General features: G+C 70.0%; 17 protein-coding genes. 15 read left to right on the top strand and 2 right to left on the bottom strand.

The genetic code is table 11. The features are described 5' to 3' along the window. The first annotated feature begins 93 nt into the window (after nt 1-93). The 7 genes from ESP57_RS15705 to dapF all read left to right on the top strand — a co-directional run bounded on the left by ESP57_RS15705 (nt 94) and on the right by dapF (nt 6,352). Nucleotides 94-402, top strand: coding sequence for a helix-turn-helix domain-containing protein (locus ESP57_RS15705; protein ID WP_056013571.1), 309 nt, complete (start codon nt 94-96; stop codon nt 400-402). Between the two features lie 69 nt (nt 403-471). Beyond that, a complete protein-coding gene (locus ESP57_RS15700) occupies nt 472-717 on the top strand; it encodes a DUF3046 domain-containing protein (protein WP_115962644.1) in 246 nt (81 codons plus the stop codon). Between the two features lie 320 nt (nt 718-1,037). Continuing rightward, nucleotides 1,038-2,102, top strand: coding sequence for a recombinase RecA (gene recA, locus ESP57_RS15695; protein ID WP_056013564.1), 1,065 nt, complete (start codon nt 1,038-1,040; stop codon nt 2,100-2,102). 34 nt (nt 2,103-2,136) lie between these two features. After that, a complete protein-coding gene (locus ESP57_RS15690; protein WP_129232218.1) occupies nt 2,137-2,862 on the top strand; it encodes a regulatory protein RecX in 726 nt (241 codons plus the stop codon). Nucleotides 2,863-2,907: 45 nt separating this feature from the next. After that, complete coding sequence (gene miaB, locus ESP57_RS15685) at nt 2,908-4,485, top strand: tRNA (N6-isopentenyl adenosine(37)-C2)-methylthiotransferase MiaB (protein WP_115962865.1); 1,578 nt, start codon at nt 2,908-2,910, stop codon at nt 4,483-4,485. A 1-nt stretch (nt 4,486) separates the two neighbouring features. Beyond that, nucleotides 4,487-5,407: a tRNA (adenosine(37)-N6)-dimethylallyltransferase MiaA gene (gene miaA / locus ESP57_RS15680; protein WP_129232217.1), complete on the top strand. Its 921-nt coding sequence runs from the start codon at nt 4,487-4,489 to the stop codon at nt 5,405-5,407. A 63-nt stretch (nt 5,408-5,470) separates the two neighbouring features. Then, nucleotides 5,471-6,352: a diaminopimelate epimerase gene (gene dapF / locus ESP57_RS15675; protein ID WP_129232216.1), complete on the top strand. Its 882-nt coding sequence runs from the start codon at nt 5,471-5,473 to the stop codon at nt 6,350-6,352. Nucleotides 6,353-6,399: 47 nt separating this feature from the next. Here the strand turns inward: dapF and ESP57_RS15670 are convergent, their stop codons facing one another. Continuing rightward, nucleotides 6,400-7,014 carry a class I SAM-dependent methyltransferase gene (locus tag ESP57_RS15670; RefSeq protein WP_129232215.1) on the bottom strand — a complete coding sequence of 205 codons (615 nt, stop codon included), beginning with the start codon at nt 7,012-7,014 and terminating at the stop codon, nt 6,400-6,402. A 42-nt stretch (nt 7,015-7,056) separates the two neighbouring features. Between ESP57_RS15670 and hflX the strand changes: the two genes are divergently transcribed. The 4 genes from hflX to ESP57_RS15650 all read left to right on the top strand — a co-directional run bounded on the left by hflX (nt 7,057) and on the right by ESP57_RS15650 (nt 13,078). Continuing rightward, the gene (gene hflX, locus ESP57_RS15665) at nt 7,057-8,586 is read left to right on the top strand and encodes a GTPase HflX (protein ID WP_115962653.1); all 1,530 of its coding nucleotides are present in this window, start codon (nt 7,057-7,059) and stop codon (nt 8,584-8,586) included. Between the two features lie 208 nt (nt 8,587-8,794). Next, nucleotides 8,795-9,838 carry a methylenetetrahydrofolate reductase gene (locus ESP57_RS15660; protein ID WP_129232214.1) on the top strand — a complete coding sequence of 348 codons (1,044 nt, stop codon included), beginning with the start codon at nt 8,795-8,797 and terminating at the stop codon, nt 9,836-9,838. Beyond that, nucleotides 9,835-12,186: a 5-methyltetrahydropteroyltriglutamate--homocysteine S-methyltransferase gene (gene metE / locus ESP57_RS15655; RefSeq protein ID WP_129232213.1), complete on the top strand. Its 2,352-nt coding sequence runs from the start codon at nt 9,835-9,837 to the stop codon at nt 12,184-12,186. Before ESP57_RS15660 ends, metE begins: the two co-directional genes overlap by 4 nt. A gap of 124 nt (nt 12,187-12,310) precedes the next feature. Then, entirely contained in the window at nt 12,311-13,078 is a 768-nt protein-coding gene (locus tag ESP57_RS15650; RefSeq protein WP_165877499.1) for an alpha/beta fold hydrolase, read from the top strand. Nucleotides 13,079-13,099: 21 nt separating this feature from the next. Here ESP57_RS15650 and lexA read toward each other — a convergent pair whose 3' ends face one another. Beyond that, nucleotides 13,100-13,777 carry a transcriptional repressor LexA gene (gene lexA, locus ESP57_RS15645; protein ID WP_056014891.1) on the bottom strand — a complete coding sequence of 226 codons (678 nt, stop codon included), beginning with the start codon at nt 13,775-13,777 and terminating at the stop codon, nt 13,100-13,102. Nucleotides 13,778-14,043: 266 nt separating this feature from the next. Here lexA and ESP57_RS15640 point away from each other — a divergent pair, with 266 nt between their 5' ends. Genes ESP57_RS15640 through hisH form a run of 4 tightly spaced genes read left to right on the top strand, consistent with a single transcriptional unit; the run spans nt 14,044 to nt 16,859 of the window. Further along, the gene (locus ESP57_RS15640; protein WP_129232211.1) at nt 14,044-14,478 is read left to right on the top strand and encodes a LysM peptidoglycan-binding domain-containing protein; all 435 of its coding nucleotides are present in this window, start codon (nt 14,044-14,046) and stop codon (nt 14,476-14,478) included. A gap of 43 nt (nt 14,479-14,521) precedes the next feature. Next, nucleotides 14,522-15,613: a histidinol-phosphate transaminase gene (locus ESP57_RS15635; RefSeq protein WP_129232210.1), complete on the top strand. Its 1,092-nt coding sequence runs from the start codon at nt 14,522-14,524 to the stop codon at nt 15,611-15,613. Then, the gene (gene hisB / locus ESP57_RS15630) at nt 15,610-16,224 is read left to right on the top strand and encodes an imidazoleglycerol-phosphate dehydratase HisB (RefSeq protein ID WP_056013533.1); all 615 of its coding nucleotides are present in this window, start codon (nt 15,610-15,612) and stop codon (nt 16,222-16,224) included. The genes ESP57_RS15635 and hisB overlap by 4 nt, the downstream gene beginning before the upstream one ends. Beyond that, entirely contained in the window at nt 16,221-16,859 is a 639-nt protein-coding gene (gene hisH / locus ESP57_RS15625; protein WP_129232209.1) for an imidazole glycerol phosphate synthase subunit HisH, read from the top strand. The genes hisB and hisH overlap by 4 nt, the downstream gene beginning before the upstream one ends. Nucleotides 16,860-16,949: the final 90 nt, after the last annotated feature.

The raw sequence follows: 16,949 nt of genomic DNA, 5'->3' as shown, positions 1-16,949 counted from the left end.
GCAACGCTAGATTGGTATCACGGAGAGTCGGCTAGACTGACGCTCCCGTTTCCGGCTCCGGGGGAGCCGCAGGCAGAGAGAAGGAGGTTCCCGATGGTCCTGGTTCGACAGGAGATCGGCGATGTGCTGAGGGACTTCCGCCTGCAGAAGGGTCGTACCCTTCGTCAGGTCGCGTCCAAGGCCAGCGTCGCGCTCGGCTATCTGAGCGAGGTGGAGCGCGGCCAGAAAGAGGCGTCCTCCGAGATTCTCGCCTCCGTCGCCGACGCACTCGACACGCCCATCTCGGTGATCATGCACGAGGTCGGCGACCGCATCGCAGTGCTCGAGGGCCTCTCCGTGGTGCCCGACAGCCTGCCCGACGAGCTCGTGGCGGAGTTCGACGCCGACCTGATGGTCCGCTGAAGACTCCACGCACGCAACGCAGATCGGCCGGTCCTCGGACCGGCCGATCGTCTGTCCAGAGGTGATCGGGTGAAGCAGAGCGAGTTCCAGGCGGCGGTCGCGGAGGAGTTCGGCGTCGGATACGGCGGCGCGATCGTCGGCGATCTCGTGCTCACCGCGCTCGGCGGCCGCACGGCCCGTGAGGCGCTGGCCGCCGGGGTGCGGCCGCGCGAGGTCTGGCTCGCGCTCTGCGAGGCGACGGATGTCCCGGAGGAGCGCCGCCATGGCGCCGGCCGTCCGGTGCCAGGGGAGTCGCGCGCACCGCGACACCCGTAGACGACGGCGCTCCGCCGCGCCGCGATCCGGATCGACGCTCGCATCCGCGTCCGAAGGCGTGTTCGACACGCGGGCGTTTCTTCGAACATGCGTTCGGGAGCTGGGGTAGGCTCCTCAACAGCAGGAGCTCCAGTGCAGCTGTCCACATCCGGGTCGAGATCGGCGTCGGATGTCGGTGGCCGACCATACGGTCGATGCAACGGAACACACCGCAAACGCCTTGTCGCAAGACACCGCGAGCCAGCACCCGTCGGTCAGTGCCCGCAACGTGGAACGACAGCCTAGAGGCAGCCGCAATCGAGCAAGAAGGAGCCCCACCCATGGCATCAGCAGCAGACCGCGAGAAGTCACTCGAGACCGCCCTCGCGCAGATCGACCGCCAGTTCGGCAAGGGCTCGGTCATGCGCCTCGGCAGCGAAGATCGCGCCCCCGTCGAGGTCATCCCCACCGGCTCGATCGCGCTCGACGTCGCGCTCGGCATCGGCGGGCTCCCGCGCGGCCGCATCATCGAGATCTACGGTCCCGAGTCGTCGGGTAAGACGACGCTGACCCTCCACGCCATCGCCAACGCGCAGCGCAACGGCGGCATCGCCGCGTTCATCGACGCCGAGCACGCGCTCGACCCCGAGTACGCGAAGAAGCTCGGCGTCGACATCGACGCGCTCCTCGTCTCCCAGCCCGACACGGGTGAGCAGGCGCTCGAGATCGCCGACATGCTCGTGCGCTCCGGCTCCATCGACCTCATCGTCATCGACTCGGTCGCGGCGCTCGTGCCCCGTGCCGAGATCGAGGGCGAGATGGGCGACTCGCACGTCGGCCTCCAGGCCCGCCTCATGTCGCAGGCGCTCCGCAAGCTCACGGGTGGTCTCAGCCAGACGAACACCACGATGATCTTCATCAACCAGTTGCGCGAGAAGATCGGCGTGTTCTTCGGCAGCCCCGAGACGACGGCCGGCGGCAAGGCGCTGAAATTCTACGCGTCGGTGCGTCTCGACATCCGCCGTATCGAGACCCTGAAAGACGGCACCGACGCGGTCGGCAACCGCACGCGCGTCAAGGTCGTGAAGAACAAGATGGCGCCGCCCTTCAAGCAGGCCGAGTTCGACATCCTGTACGGCGTCGGCATCTCGCGCGAGGGCAGCCTCATCGACTACGGCGTCGACCAGGCCATCGTGAAGAAGTCGGGTGCGTGGTACACGTACGACGGCGACCAGCTGGGTCAGGGCAAAGAGAACGCCCGCAACTTCCTGCTCCAGAACCCCGACATCGCGGCCGACATCGAGCAGAAGATCCTCGTGAAGCTCAACATCGGCCAGCCGGCAGGTACTGCGGCGCCGGCGAACGTCGAGCCCATCGCACCGAAGCTCGGGCGCAAGGGCGCCTGAGTCCGAACCACGACATGACCGGGGTGAGTCAGACATGAGCGACGCATCATCAGAACGACTCGCCCCGGTCACGTACCTGCCGTGGGCGAAGGCGGAGGCGGCGAGGCCTGCTGCAGCATCGCGCAGCCGTCCCACGACCGAACCCGATGAGACCGAGGCACCCGTTGCTGCGGCGAGGAGTCGCCCGAAGGCCGACGGAGCGCGTGGTCGCCTTCGTCCGGTCTCGCGCGGAGCGACCTGGGCGGAGTCAGCCGGGTCGGTGGAGTCCGAAGAGCCGGAAGAGACCGGCGCGGAGCGCGATGAGCGCATCGACCGGCTCGTCATCTCACGGCTTCGCCGCTCGGCGCTCTCGGTGTCAGAGGTGCGCGCGGTGCTCGTCGAGCACGGGCTCGACGACATCGAGGTCGAGGAGTGGATCGCGCGCTACGAACGGCTCGGCTACCTCGATGACGCGAAGCTCGCCGAACAGGTGGTGCACAGCCACGGCGTACGTCGGGGCCGGGGCAGCGGCGCGATCATGCAGGAGCTCGGTCGTCGCGGCGTCGACAACGCGCTCGCACGGGCAGCGGTCGAAGATCTCGACCCCGAGACGGAACTCGAGAACGCGCGTGCCGTCGCCGAGCGCCGGGCTCGTCAGTTGCGCGGACTCGACCGTCAGACGGCCGAACGCCGGCTGTCGGCGTTCCTCCAGCGACGGGGGTATCCCGGCGACGTCGTACGTGAGGCGGTGTCGGCGGCACTCGCAGCCGAAGGCTCGTAAACTGGTGCGATCATGAGCACCATTCACGACGTCTCCAGCGATGAGATGGCCGGCGACCAGCTCGCCGAAGCGGCAACGACGCCGCGAACGTACGAGGTCCGCACCTTCGGGTGCCAGATGAACGTGCACGACTCCGAGCGGCTCTCGGGCTCGCTCGAGGCCGCGGGCTACGTGCCCGCCGATGGCGCGGAGCCCGACATCGTGGTCATCAACACCTGCGCGGTTCGCGAGAACGCCGACAACAAGCTCTACGGCAATCTCGGCCACCTCGCGTCGGTCAAGCGCCGCCACGAGGGCATGCAGATCGCCGTCGGGGGATGCCTCGCGCAGAAGGACAAGAACGTCATCCTCGAGAAGGCGCCGTGGGTCGACGTCGTCTTCGGCACCCACAACATGGGTGCCCTCCCGAGCCTGCTCGAGCGTGCCCGTCACAACGCCGAGGCGCAGCTCGAGATCCTCGACTCGCTCGAGGTCTTCCCGTCGACGCTGCCCACGAAGCGCGACTCCAGCTACAGCGGCTGGGTGTCCATCTCGGTCGGCTGCAACAACACCTGCACGTTCTGCATCGTTCCGGCGCTCCGCGGCAAGGAGAAGGACCGCAGGCCGGGCGACATCCTCGCCGAGATCCAGGCGCTCGTCGACGACGGAGTGGTCGAGATCACCCTGCTCGGCCAGAACGTGAACTCCTACGGCGTCGAGTTCGGCGACCGGCAGGCGTTCGGCAAGCTGCTCCGGGCGGCGGGACGGATCGAGGGGCTCGAGCGCATCCGCTTCACGAGCCCGCACCCGGCGGCGTTCACCGACGACGTCATCGACGCGATGGCCGAGACGCCGAGCGTCATGCCGCAGTTGCACATGCCGCTGCAGTCGGGGTCCGACCGCATCCTCAAGGCGATGCGCCGCTCCTACCGTTCCGAGAAGTTCCTCGGCATCCTCGACCGCGTGCGCGCACGCATCCCGAACGCCGCGATCTCGACCGACATCATCGTGGGCTTCCCCGGTGAGACCGAAGAGGACTTCCAAGAGACGCTCCGCGTCGTCGAGGCGGCCCGTTTCGCGTCGGCGTTCACCTTCCAGTACTCCATTCGCCCCGGCACGCCCGCGGCCACCATGGACGAGCAGGTGCCCAAAGAGGTCGTGCAGGAGCGATACGAACGGCTCCTCGCGCTGCAGGACCGCATCTCCTGGGAGGAGAACCAGCGCCTCATCGGCCGGCCCGTCGAGGTGCTCGTCGCCACCGGCGAGGGCAAGAAAGACGCAGAGACGCACCGCCTGAGCGGTCGCGCCGAAGACAGCCGCCTCGTGCACTTCGAGGTTCCCGCCGGATCCGAGCTGCCGCGCCCGGGCGATGTCGTCTCCGTGACCATCACGCAGGCTGCGCCGTTCCACCTCATCGCCGACTCGCTCGACGACGCGCCGCTCCGCATCCGCCGCACTCGTGCGGGCGACGCATGGGATCGCGCACAGGCCGAGAGCTGCGGCGTGCCCGCGGCGCCCGGAGCATCCGCTGCCGGTCGCGTCTCGCTCGGCCTGCCGGCCATGCCTGCGCGCGGCACCGAGCCGCTCGTCGCGCCCGGCGTCGGCACGATGCCGATCTACGACCCCGCCGACGGCCAACGCTGACGTGACGCTCATCGCGATCGTCGGTGCGACCGGCACGGGGAAGTCCGCGTTCGCACTCGACCTTGCCGAGGCCTACGGCAGGGTCGGACGCACGGCCGAGGTCGTGAACGCCGACGCGATGCAGCTCTACCGGGGCATGGACATCGGCACGGCCAAGCTCCCGCTCGCCGAACGGCGCGGCGTGCCGCACCACCTGCTCGATGTGCTCGACGTGGTCGACGAGGCATCCGTCGCCGAATACCAGTCGGCTGCGCGCGCCGCGGTCGACGACGTGATCGCGCGCGACGACGTCGCGCTGCTCGTCGGCGGCTCCGGCCTGTACGTCTCCTCGGTCATCCACGACTTCCGCTTCCCTGGCACGGATGCCGCAGTGCGCGCACGGCTCGAGGCGGAACTCGCCGAACGTGGACCGGGCATGCTCCACGCGCGGCTCCGCGAGATCGACCCCGAGACGGCGGCGAGCGTCGACGCGCAGAACGGTCGGCGGCTCGTTCGCGCGCTCGAGGTGATCGAGGTGACGGGCGAGCCGAAGGCCGCTCGGCTGCCCGACGAACCCGTGCCGTGGCGTCCCCACGGCATCGTGCACCTCCGCAGCGATCGCTCGACGCTCGTCGAGCGCCTCGACGCGCGCGTCGAGGGCATGTGGCGCGACGGCCTCGTCGACGAGGTTCGCGGGCTCGTCCCAGCCGGCATCGAGCGGGGGGTGACCGCGAGCAAGGCCATCGGCTACGCCCAGGCGCTCGGCGAGATCACGGGTCGACTCTCACGCGCCGAAGCCGTCGCCGAGACGCAGCAGCTCACCCGCACGTATGCGCGCCGGCAGGTGAGCTGGTTCAAGCGCTATCGTGATGCGGTCACGATCGACGCCGACGACGCGGTGGCACGTGGCACCGAACTCGCGCGGATCGTAGCGGTCGACTGATCGGATGGCATTCCGTTGCGGGCTGGCCGAGGGCGCCCCGGATCGCAGCCATAGACTGATCGGATGGCATTCGATCTGCGGTTCACCAAGGGCCAGGGCACCGGTAACGACTTCGTGCTCTTCAGCGACCCCGAGGGCGAGTCGGAACTCACCCCCACCCAGATCGCAGCGGTCTGCGACCGGCGGTTCGGCGTCGGCGCCGACGGCGTCATCCGCGCCGTGCGCTCGGCGAACCTCGACGCGGGCGCCGCGTCGCTCGCCGAAGACCCGCAGGCCGTGTGGTTCATGGACTACTGGAATGCCGACGGCACCGTCTCCGAGATGTGCGGCAACGGCATCCGCGTCTTCACGAGCTACCTGATCGATCAGGGTCTCACCGACCTCGGTGTCGACGACTCGATCGCGATCGGCACCCGCGCCGGCGTTCGCACCGTGCGCCGCACGGTCGCGGGGTTCGAAGCCGATCTCGGCGTCTGGCGCCTCGACGGCGGCGAGCCGCTCGTGCGCGGCAAGAGCCTGCCCGTCGCCCGGCCGGGCCTCGGCATCGACGTCGGCAATCCGCACGTCGTCGTCGCCCTCGCCGATGACGACGAACTCGACGGACTCGATCTCGCCTACCAGCCGGTCATCGACCCCGAGCCCGAGACGGGCGCCAACATCGAGTTCGTCGTACCCGCCGAGCCCCTCGTCGAAGACGGCGTCGGCCGCATCCGCATGCGCGTGCACGAGCGCGGCTCGGGCGAGACCCTCTCATGCGGCACCGGCGCGGTGGCATCCGCCCTCGCGGTGCGGTACTGGGCCGGAGCGGCCGCTCCTGACCGTTGGCGCGTGCAGGTGCCGGGCGGGGTGCTCGGCGTGCGCATGTTCCACGCGGCCGACGGGGAGCACGCGGCACTCTCGGGCCCGGCGGAACTCGTCTTCGACGGCGTCCTCAGCCTGGCCTGAGTCACCAGCCCGGTAGGTCGGGCAGCGCGTTCGACGAGCACCCGCCGTCAGCGAGCGGATGCCGCGGCGCTCACCTCGAGCACCCGGAAGCCCTTGTCCTGCGCCGCCCGGTCGATGTCGAGCCCGAGCTCGTCGCCGATCCACTTCTGCAGCGACTCGGCGCCGAGGTGCTTCGCGACGACGAGCCACGCGCTCGCGTCGTCTTCGAGGCGGGGAAGCCAGTGCTCGAGCATGGCGTGCAGCTCGGCCTTGCCCACCCGGATCGGCGGGTTCGACCAGATGCCGGCGAAACGGACGTCGGCGGGAACATCGTCAGGCAGCACCGCGTTGACATTGGTGATGCCGAGGCGTGCGGTGTTGCGCCGCACGAGGTCGAGGGCGCGTTCGTTCACGTCGACGGCCCACACCGTGGCATCCGGTGATCGGAGCGCGAGTGAGATCGCGATCGGTCCCCAACCGCAGCCGAGGTCGAGCAGGTCACCGCTCGCCGGCGGTGCGGGCGCGCGGTCGAGCAGGATGCGCGTGCCGGTGTCGAGGTGCTCGGGACTGAAGACGCCGCCCGAGGTCGAGAGCGACAGCTCGCGCCCGGCGAGCGTCACGGAAATGGTGCGGAGAGTGGCCTCGCCGCCCGGACGAGAGGAGAAGTAATGGTCGGAGGCCATACAGGGGAACCTATCGCAGCGATGGGAACTAGGGTTAACGCGATGAATGACGCCGAACAGAACTCCGCAGACGACGCCGTCGAGCGGGTGCTCAAGGGTGCAGAGACCAAAGCCGGCGTGACCCGCTTCGGGTCCGATTCCGCCGAGGCGCTCATGTCGCCCGACTCGGTCGACCTGTTCGGCTCCGACACCGACGGCGAGCAGTACGACCGCGAGGCACGGGCCGGTCTGCGCCGCGTCGGAGGACTCTCCACCGAACTCGAAGACGTCACCGAGGTCGAGTATCGGCAGCTGCGTCTCGAGAACGTCGTGCTCATCGGCGTGTACTCGCAGGGCTCGCAAGACGAGGCCGAGAACTCCATGCGAGAGCTCGCCGCCCTCGCCGAGACCGCGGGCGCGCGCGTGCTCGACGGCGTGCTGCAGCGCCGCCCGCACCCCGACCCCAGCACCTACCTCGGCCGCGGCAAGGTCGACGAGCTGCGGCACATCGTCGCCTCGCTCGGCGCCGACACGGTCGTGGCCGACACCGAGCTCGCGCCGAGCCAGCGGCGTGCCCTCGAAGACGCCATCAAGGTCAAGGTCATCGACCGCACGGCCGTCATCCTCGACATCTTCAGCCAGCATGCGAAGAGCCGTGAAGGCAAGGCCCAGGTCGAGCTCGCACAGCTCGAGTACCTGCTGCCGCGACTGCGCGGCTGGGGCGAGTCGATGTCCCGCCAGGCCGGTGGCCAGGTCGGCGGGGCCGGGGCGGGCATGGGTTCCCGCGGCCCCGGTGAGACGAAGATCGAGCTCGACCGCCGCCGCATCCACTCGCGCATGGCGAAGCTCCGCAAGCAGATCGCGAACATGAAGCCGGCCCGGGAGGCCAAGCGGGCCAACCGCAAGCGAAACGCCGTGCCGTCGGTCGCGATCGCGGGTTACACGAACGCGGGCAAGTCGAGCATCCTGAACCGCGTCACCGGCGCCGGGGTGCTCGTCGAGAACGCGCTGTTCGCCACGCTCGATGCGACCGTGCGACGCAACACCACGGCCGACGGCCGCGTCTACACGATCGCCGACACCGTCGGCTTCGTCCGCAACCTCCCGCACCAGCTCGTCGAGGCGTTCCGCTCGACGCTCGAGGAGGTCGGCGACTCCGACCTCATCGTGCACGTCGTCGACGCCGCCCACCCCGACCCCGCCGGGCAGATCGCCACGGTGCGCGACGTCATCGGCGAGGTCGGCGCACGCGACATCCCCGAGCTCATCGTCTTCAACAAGGCCGACCTCGTGACGCCCGAAGACCGCCTCGTGCTGCGCGGGCTCGAGCCGGGCGCGATCTTCGCCTCTGCTCGCACCGGCGAGGGCATCCCCGAGGTGCTCGAGGCCATCGCGCGCATGATGCCCGACCCGGCCGTCGAGATCGACCTGCTCGTGCCGTACGACCGCGGCGACGTCGTGTCGACGCTGCACGAGACCGGTCGCGTGCTCTCGATCGAGTACGACGAGGACGGCACCCGCGTGCGAGCGCTCGCGTCACCCGAGCTGGCCGGCCAGCTCGAGGAGTTCTCGGCGACCTCCGCAGGTCGCTGACCCTTCTCGCGTCACTGTGCGTCACAGTCGTGACATCACCGTGCACCCCCGCGTATCGTCGCTCCTGATCGATCAGTGACCGGCCGAAGCAGGTCACTTGGAGCGACCGCCGAGCCCGGCACCCGCCCGCGACATCCACCCGCCGTTCCGGCCGGGGGAACGCGGCCTGCCGTGTTCTTCCCGTTGCCGCTCGCCACGCAGGAGCACCATGGCATCGACCGCAACCGACGGCTCTTCCCGTGGGAGCTCGCCGCGGGCACGCGCCGTTGCATCGACCGCAACCGACGCATCGGGCGCAGACTGTACGCCCCGACTGCCGGTCTCCTTCGAACTCTTTCCGCCGCGCACCGATGCGGCGGCGCTCGCCCTCGGCCGCACGATCGACCGGCTCGCCGAGGTCGACCCCGCATTCATCTCGGTCACGTTCGGCGCCGGGGGAAGCTCGCGTGCCCGATCCCTGACGGTGCTCCGCTACATGCTCGAGCACACCCATGTCGAGCCGATGGCCCACCTGACCTGCGTGGGCTCCTCGCACCTCGAGGCCAACCGCCTCGTACGCGAGTTCCTCGACGCCGGCATCACGAGCTTCCTGGCCCTGCGCGGCGACCCACCCGCTGATGCCGACCCCGATGCGGGCATCGGCGACCTCGGCAGCGCAGCAGAACTCGTCCAGCTCATCCATCGGGTGCAGGAGGAGCGGGAGCCGTTCGCGCAGGTCGGGGTTCCCGGTAACCCCGGCGCCTCGCGCATCAGGGCCCGGCCTCGGCCCGAGCGCGTCGCGGTCGCGGCGTTCCCGACGGGACATCCGCGGTCGCGGAACCTCGGGCACGACGTCGACACGCTCCTCGCGAAGGAGATCGCCGGCGCCAACCTCGCGATCACGCAGCTCTTCTGGAGGGCCGACGACTACTTGGGCTTCGTCGAGCGCGCTCGAGCGGGCGGCGTCACGATCCCGATCCTTCCGGGCATCATGCCGGTGACGACCCCGTCGAGACTCGCACGGCTGACGGAGCTGACGGGCGTCGAACCGCCCGCATCGCTCTCCATCGACCTCGAGATCGAACCGGATGCCGCCGGGCAGACGGAGCTCGGCATCGCCTTCGCCACCCGGCTCGCCGCCGAGGTGATCGCGGGCGGTGCACCCGGCCTGCATCTCTACACCTTCAACCGCCATGAAGCCGTGCTCGACGTCGTCGACCGGCTCGGACTTCGAACCGACCGGTTCGCCGATGAGAGGAACACCGCACGATGACCACCCCCGCACCCGCCTTCCCCGACGCGACCATCCTGGGCTACCCCCGAATCGGTCGCCGCCGCGAGCTCAAGCGGGCCGTCGAGGCGTTCTGGGCCGGCTCGATCACCGCCGAGGAACTCGAGAACCAGGCCGCCGAACTGCGCGCGGCGACCCGGGAGCGCCTGGCCGCCCTGGGCCTCGCCCGCACCGGCTCTGCGATCCCCGAGACGTTCTCGTTCTACGACCAGGTGCTCGACGCCGCTGTCGCCGTCGGCGCGGTACCGGCGCGCTTCGCCGCCCTGGCGGACGAGCAAGGGCGACTCGACCTCGCCGCCTACTTCACGATCGCCCGCGGTGTCGGCGACGACGCCCCGCTCGAGATGACGAAGTGGTTCGACTCGAACTACCACTACCTCGTGCCCGAGATCGGCCCCGACACCGTGTTCTCGCTGCACGCCGAGCGCATCCTCGCCGAGTTCGCCGAGGCGAAGGCGGCCGGGTTCACGACTCGGCCCGTGATCGTCGGTCCCGCGACCTTCCTGCTCCTCGCGAAGGCAGCCGACGGCGCCCCGGCCGGCTTCGCACCGATCTACCGCCTCGCCGATCTCGTGCCCGTCTACGCAGCGCTGCTCGAGCAGCTCGCCGCCGCCGGTGCGGAGTGGGTGCAACTCGACGAGCCCGCTCTCGTGAGCGAGAGCATCGATGTCGATCGCGCTCGGGTGATCGAGTCCGTCGGCATCGCCTACGACGCGCTCGGCGCACTCGATGCCCGCCCGTCGATCTTCGTCGCGGCACCGTACGGCTCGCTCGATGACGCCCTGCCCGCGCTCGCTGCGACCCCGGTCGAGGCGATCGGCCTCGACCTCGTGCGCGGCTCGCTGCCCGAGGGCCTCGACCCCGTCACGGCCGAGTCGCTCGCGGCGAAGACCCTCGTCGCCGGCGTCATCGACGGCCACAACATCTGGCGCGGCGACCTCGCCGCAGCCTTCGATCGGGTCGCGGCCGTGCAGCACCTCTCCGCGGCCGTGTCCGTCTCGACCTCGACGTCGCTCCTGCACGTGCCGCACGACGTCGCCGATGAAGACGAACTCGACGCCCGACTCGTCTCGTGGCTCGCGTTCGCCGACCAGAAGGTCGGCCAGGTGGCCGTGCTCGGTCGCGGTCTCGTCGAGGGACGCGACGCGATCGAGGGCGAGCTCGCCGCGGCATCCGCAGCTCTCGCCGACCGCGACGCCGCACCCGGCGTGCGCGAGCCGTCGGTGCGCGACCGTCTCGCGGGCCTCGCCGAGCAGGACTTCGCCCGCGTGAGCTACGACGAGCGCGTCGCGGCGCAGGAGTCGCTGGGGCTGCCCGAGCTGCCGACCACCACGATCGGGTCCTTCCCGCAGACGGCCGAGATCCGCCGGGCGCGCGCCCGGCTCGTGAGGGGCGATCTGTCGGCTGCCGACTACACGGCGCTCATGCGCGCCGAGATCGAGCGCGTCGTGCGGCTCCAGGAGGAGCTGGGCCTCGACGTGCTCGTGCACGGCGAGCCCGAGCGCAACGACATGGTGCAGTACTTCGCCGAGCTGCTCGACGGCTTCGCGGTCACGAAGCACGGCTGGGTCCAGTCGTACGGCTCCCGCTGCACGCGACCGTCGATCCTCTGGGGCGACGTCTCACGGCCCGCGCCGATGACGGTCGAGTGGTCGAGCTACGCCCAATCGCTGACCGAGCTGCCGATGAAGGGCATGCTCACCGGCCCGGTGACGATCCTCGCCTGGTCGTTCGTGCGCGACGACCAGCCGCTCGGCGACACCGCGCGCCAGGTGGCGCTCGCGCTCCGCGACGAGATCACCGACCTCGAGACCGCGGGCATCCGCATCATCCAGGTCGACGAGCCCGCCCTTCGCGAGCTGCTGCCGCTGAAGCTCGCCGATCAGCCCGCCTACCTCGACTGGTCGGTCGGCTCGTTCCGCCTCGCGACCGGCGGCGCCGTACCCGGCACACAGGTGCACACCCACCTCTGCTACTCGGAGTTCGGCGTCGTCATCGACGCGATCAAGAACCTCGACGCCGACGTCACATCGATCGAGGCGGCACGCAGCCGCATGGAGGTCGTCGACGACCTCGAGTCGAGCGGCTTCGACCACGGCATCGGCCCGGGCGTGTACGACATCCACTCGCCGCGCGTGCCCGGCGTCGCCGAGGTGCAGGCGCTCCTCGAGCGTGCCGCGGGCGCGATCCCGGCGAACCGGCTCTGGGTCAACCCCGACTGCGGCCTGAAGACCCGCGGGTACGACGAGACCGTCGAGTCGCTGCGGCACATCGTCGAGGCGACGGTCGCGGTGCGCGCCGAGCTCGCCGCTCCGGTGCTCGCCGGCTAGCACGAACCGAGCGGATGTCGCGGCTCGCGGCATCCGCTCCACGATCCGAGCGGATGTCGCGGCTCGCGGCATCCGCTCGGCTCATGCCGGGGTGATGCACAGGAGCGACGCGTACCGTCGAGGCATGCAACTCGCGGTCCACGAATCCGGCGGGGGTGCGCGCACCGCGATCCTCATCCACGGCATCATGTCGGACTCGCGCGCCTGGCATCGCGTCACCGCGGAGCTCGAAGCGCAGGGATTCCGCGTGCTCGCGGTCGACCTCGCCGGCCACGGCCGCAGCCCGCGGGCGGTGCACTACTCGCCCGCCGGTTGGGCCGGCGACGTCGTCGAGACGCTCGAGCCGCTCCTCGACGGTCCGCCCGACATCGTCATGGGCCACTCGCTCGGCGGGCTCGTCGCGAGCCTCGTGGCCGACCGGCTCGCTCCGCGAGCGGCGATCTACATCGATCCGGCCTTCTCGTTCCCGAAGGGCGTGAAGGGCTGGGCCTTCAAGGCCTTCTTCGCCGTCGCGCCGCGGCCCAAGCGGTCGGCACTCGTGCGGATGAACCCGAAGTGGAGCGCGGTCGACGTCGACATCGAACTCGCGACGCTGCGCGACTGGGACAAGCGCACGATCCTCGGCTTCACCGACACCCGGCCGCTCGTGCCGCCGGCCCGGCTCGTGGCGCCGACGCTCGTCGTGCTCGCCGAGAAGAGCCTGCTCATCACGGCGAAGGTCGCCCGCCAGCTGCGTCATCAGGGCATGACGGTCGAGACGGTGCAGGGCACCGGGCACACCGTGTTCCGCGACGATCACGCCGGGTTCATGGACGCCGTGCTCGGGTGGCTGCGCGAACTCGCGCCGGTGACGCCGGAACCCGTGCCGGTCGGCATCCGTTCCGCCGCATAGCGGGAGTCATCCGCTCGGTTGTCAGACCGAGCGCAGCACCGCGACGATCTTGCCGAGCACCTCTGCGTGGTCACCGACGATCGGCTCGAACGCACTGTTGCGGGGGAGCAGCCAGGTGTGCCCGTCGCGCTGGCGGAACACCTTGACGGTGGCCTCGCCGTCGAGCATCGCGGCGACGATCTCGCCGTTCTCGGCGGTGCGCTGCGACCGCACGACGACCCAGTCGCCGTCGCAGATCGCGGCGTCGATCATGGAGTCGCCGACGACCTTCAGCATGAAGAGCTCGCCCTTGCCGACCAACTGCCGGGGGAGGGGGAAGACCTCGTCGACCTGCTGCTCGGCGGTGATGGGGACACCGGCGGCGATGCGCCCGACGAGCGGCACCATCGCCGCATCGCCCACCGGCGTGGGGTCGGACTGCGTGGCAGGCCGATCGGTCACGCCGGGCAGCTCGATGAGCACCTCGAGCGCGCGAGGGCGGTTGGGATCGCGTCGGAGGTAACCGGCGAGCTCGAGCTGGTTCAGCTGGTGGGTCACGCTCGACAACGAGGAGAGCCCGACGGCGTCGCCGATCTCGCGCATGCTCGGCGGGTAGCCGCGGCTCGACACCGAGCGCTGGATCATCTCGAGGATGGCGATCTGCTTCGCGCTCAGACTCTTGCGGCGGCGAGGCCTGCCTGCTGCCTGCACGTCGTCGATGTCGGTGCTCAACGTCTCCGCCCCTCGTAGCGGCCGCGAGGCCGGATGTCGGTGGTGTCTGGTCGACTGTCTTCCAGACATTCGAAACTGTATCCGTCTCGCGTGCGTGCGGCAAACATCTGTTCGAGTGTGTCGGAGATCCGGTTCCCCGGGTTTCCGGAGTTCGATCCTTGCATTGTTCGAAATTCGAATGTATGTTCGGAACAGAGTTTCGCATCCGGTCCTCCCGGCCGAGGGCCGGATGCGACTCCTACAGGAGGTGTGACATGAGCGCAGCGATCGCAACGACCGGCTTCCAGGCCTCGCGGGCCCTCCCGCGCGACTTCGACACGAGTGTGCGAGCTCAGGGCGTGTACACGCAGACCGGCGTGGCGCATGCGCCGAGCGCCGTGGTGCGCACCCGCCTTCGCCTGACCCGCCGCGGTCGCGTCGTCTTCACCATGCTCGCAGCGCTTCCGCTCGTGGTCTGGGTCCTCGTGCTCGTCCTCGGCTCGGGCGCCGCCGCCGCCGACGTCGACTCCGCGGGAGCGACCTTCGAATACGTCACGGTCGGTCAGGGGGATTCGCTCTGGGCGATCGCCGAGGCGATCGACCCGAGCGGCGACGTGCGCGAGGTCATCGCCGAGATCGTCCGGCTCAACGGCCTCGATGACGCGGTCGTCGAACCCGGGCAGCGTCTCGCGCTGCCGCTCGCTCCGTGACGATCGTCTGAAACACGGCGCCGGGCCTCGTTAGGCTTGCAGGGTGACGAGTCTCGAAGACCTCCCCATCCGCGACGACCTCCGTGGTCGAGCCCCCTACGGGGCTCCCCAGAAGGCCGTTCCGGTCGCACTCAACGTCAACGAGAACACGCATCCGATTCCCGAGAATGTCGCGCACGACGTCGTGGCCCGCGTCGCGGCGGCGATCATGACGCTCAACCGGTACCCCGACCGCGAGTTCTCCGCACTGCGCCAGGCCCTCGCGGATTACCTCGGGCACGGCCTCGACCCTGCGCAGATCTGGGCGGCGAACGGCTCCAACGAGGTGCTGCAGCACATCATGCAGGCCTACGGCGGGCCGGGTCGTTCAGCGCTGGGATTCGCGCCGACGTACTCGATGTACGGCCTGCTCGCCTCGGGCACCGGCACCGAGTGGATCACCGCCGGCCGCGACGACGAGTTCGAGCTCAGCCCCGCGACGGCCGTCGCGGCAGTGCGAGAGCACGACCCCGACATCGTGCTGCTCTGCGCACCCAACAACCCCACGGGCACTCCGCTCTCGATCGAGACGATCGAGGCGGTCGCCGACGCCGCCCGCGGCATCGTCGTCGTCGACGAGGCGTACTTCGAGTTCGCCGAACCCGGCACCCCGAGCGCACTCACCCTGCTCGCGGGGCGACCGCGACTCCTCGTCTCGCGCACCATGAGCAAGGCCTTCGCATTCGCCGGCGCGCGCGTCGGATATCTCGCCGGAGACCCTGCGGCGATCGACGCGCTGCGCCTCGTGCGCCTGCCGTACCACCTGTCTGCCCTGACGCAGGCGGCGGCCCTCGGTGCCCTCGCCCACTCCGACGAGATGCTCGCGATGGTCGACGAGATCCGCGGGCAACGCGAGCGCATCTCGGGCGAGCTCGCCCGGCTCGGATTCCTCCCGTACCGCAGCGGTTCGAACTTCGTGCTGTTCGGCGGCGTCGACGACCCGCGTGCGGTGTTCGAGCAGCTGCTCGCGCGCGGCATCCTGATCCGCGAGATCGGCATTCCCGGTCACCTGAGGGTCACCGCGGGAACGGAGGCCGAGACCACGGCCTTCCTCGAAGCGATCGCCGTATCGGCCCCGAATAGGATTGCCTCATGACCGCATCGAGCCCTTCGCGCACTGCCCGGGTGCAGCGCGAGACGAGCGAATCCAGCATCGACCTCTCGATCGACCTCGACGGCACGGGGTCGAGCGACATCGAGACCGGTGTCCCGTTCTACGACCACCTGCTCACGGCGTTCGCGAAGCACTCGCTGACCGACCTCACGGTGCGGGCGAGCGGCGACCTCGAGATCGACGTGCACCACACGGTCGAAGACGTCGGCATCGTGCTCGGGCAGGCCATCAGGCAGGCGCTCGGCGACAAGCGGGGCATCTCGCGCTACGGCGACGCACTCGTGCCGCTCGACGAGGCGCTCGCGCAGGCGGTCGTCGACATCTCGGGCCGCCCATTCCTCGTGCACACGGGCGAACCCGTCGGTTTCGAGTACCACCTCATCGGCGGCCACTTCACCGGCTCCATGGTGCGGCACGTCTTCGAGGCGATCGCGTACAACGCGGCGCTCACCGTGCACGTGACGGTGCTCGGGGGCCGCGACCCGCACCACATCGCCGAAGCGGAGTTCAAGGCGTTCGCGCGTGCCTTCCGTCAGGCCAAGGCGTTCGACCCGCTGGTGTCGGGCGTGCCGTCGACCAAGGGTGCGCTGTGACGCGCAGCCGTCGCGTCGTCGTGCTCGACTACGGTTCGGGCAACGTGCACTCGGCCGCGAAGGCGCTCGAGCATGCGGGTGCAGAGGTCACCGTCACCGCCGATCGTGCGGCGGCGCTCGAGGCCGATGGACTGCTCGTGCCCGGCGTCGGCGCCTTCAAGGCGGTCATGGATCAGTTGCAGGCGGTGCGCGGCGGCGAGATCATCGACCGCCGCCTGGCGGGCGGTCGCCCCGTGCTGGGCATCTGCGTCGGCATGCAGGTGCTCTTCGAGCACGGCGTCGAGCGTGGAGCGGACACCGAAGGCCTCGGCGAGTGGCCCGGATCCGTCACCGAGCTCCCGGCCCCGGTGCTGCCGCACATGGGCTGGAACACCGTCGAGGCCGGCGAGGGCTCTGCACTCTTCGCCGGCATCGAAGACGAGCGGTTCTACTTCGTGCACTCGTTCGCCGCGCAGGAGTGGCTGCTCGACGTCGAACCGCCGTTCCCCGCGCCGACGCTGACGTGGGCCGAGCACGGCGGCCGGTTCCTCGCCGCCGTCGAGAACGGCCCCCTGACGGCGACCCAGTTCCACCCCGAGAAGTCGGCGGAGGCGGGCATCCGCCTGCTCTCCAACTGGCTCGGCACCCTCGGCTGAGCCGATCGACCGTCACATGCACTCGGCTCCGACACGGTCGGACTAGGATGCTGTGACTGTGCCGACTCGCAAGGCGCGACCGCGATGACT

It is taken from the genome of Agromyces fucosus, from assembly GCF_004134865.1.
Lineage (GTDB): Bacteria > Actinomycetota > Actinomycetes > Actinomycetales > Microbacteriaceae > Agromyces > Agromyces fucosus.
Note: the sequence above shows the minus strand (reverse complement) of the source record. Positions and strands in the feature narration are given on the sequence as shown.